Below are 1,373 nucleotides of genomic sequence, written 5' to 3' on the forward strand. Positions count from 1 at the left end.
GTGGAATGACACGACTTCGGCGGTACGCTTGAGCCCCGCTACATTGTCGGCGCGGAATCACTTGACCAGTGAGCTATTACGCACTCTTTCAAGGGTGGCTGCTTCTAAGCCAACCTCCTGGTTGTCTCTGCGACTCCACATCCTTTCCCACTTAGCGTACGCTTAGGGGCCTTAGTCGATGCTCTGGGCTGTTTCCCTCTCGACCATGGAGCTTATCCCCCACAGTCTCACTGCCGTGCTCTCACTTACCGGCATTCGGAGTTTGGCTAAGGTCAGTAACCCGGTAGGGCCCATCGCCTATCCAGTGCTCTACCTCCGGCAAGAAACACACGACGCTGCACCTAAATGCATTTCGGGGAGAACCAGCTATCACGGAGTTTGATTGGCCTTTCACCCCTAACCACAGGTCATCCCCCAGGTTTTCAACCCTGGTGGGTTCGGTCCTCCACGAAGTCTTACCTCCGCTTCAACCTGCCCATGGCTAGATCACTCCGCTTCGGGTCTAGAGCGTGCAACTCAATCGCCCTATTCGGACTCGCTTTCGCTACGGCTTCCCCACACGGGTTAACCTCGCTACACACCGCTAACTCGCAGGCTCATTCTTCAAAAGGCACGCAGTCACGACTGCATGTGCAAGCACATACAGCGACGCTCCCACGGCTTGTAGGCACACGGTTTCAGGTACTATTTCACTCCGCTCCCGCGGTACTTTTCACCATTCCCTCACGGTACTATCCGCTATCGGTCACCAGGGAATATTTAGGCTTAACGGGTGGTCCCGCCAGATTCACACGGGATTTCTCGGGCCCCGTGCTACTTGGGTGTCTCTCAAACGAGCCGTTGATGTTTAAGCTACGGGGGTCTTACCCTCTACGCCGGACCTTTCGCATGTCCTTCGCCTACACCAACGGTTTCTGACTCGTCTCACATCCGGCAGAATGTGAAAGAGAGATCCCACAACCCCGTATGCGCAACCCCTGCCGGGTATCACACGCATACGGTTTGGCCTCATCCGGTTTCGCTCGCCACTACTCCCGGAATCACGGTTGTTTTCTCTTCCTGCGGGTACTGAGATGTTTCACTTCCCCGCGTTCCCTCCACATACCCTATGTGTTCAGGTATGGGTGACAGCCCATGACGACTGCCGGGTTTCCCCATTCGGACACCCCCGGATCAAAGCTTGGTTGACAGCTCCCCGGGGCCTATCGTGGCCTCCCACGTCCTTCATCGGTTCCTGGTGCCAAGGCATCCACCGTGCGCCCTTAAAAACTTGGCCACAGATGCTCGCGTCCACTGTGCAGTTCTCAAACAACGACCAGCCACCCATCACCCCCACTTTGCAGCGGAGTTCACTGGGGCCGGCACTGAAGATC

At 56.5% G+C, this 1,373-nt stretch carries 1 rRNA gene (running past one end of the window); it reads right to left on the minus strand.

From position 1 onward, the window contains the following. Positions 1-1,276: ribosomal RNA gene (locus tag ACIA73_RS41885) — 23S ribosomal RNA — on the minus strand; it reaches 1,271 nt to the left of the window's first position. Between the last annotated feature and the right edge of the window lie 97 nt (positions 1,277-1,373).

It is taken from the genome of Streptomyces sp. NPDC051561, from assembly GCF_044454195.1.
In the GTDB taxonomy this organism is placed as follows: Bacteria; Actinomycetota; Actinomycetes; order Streptomycetales; family Streptomycetaceae; genus Streptomyces.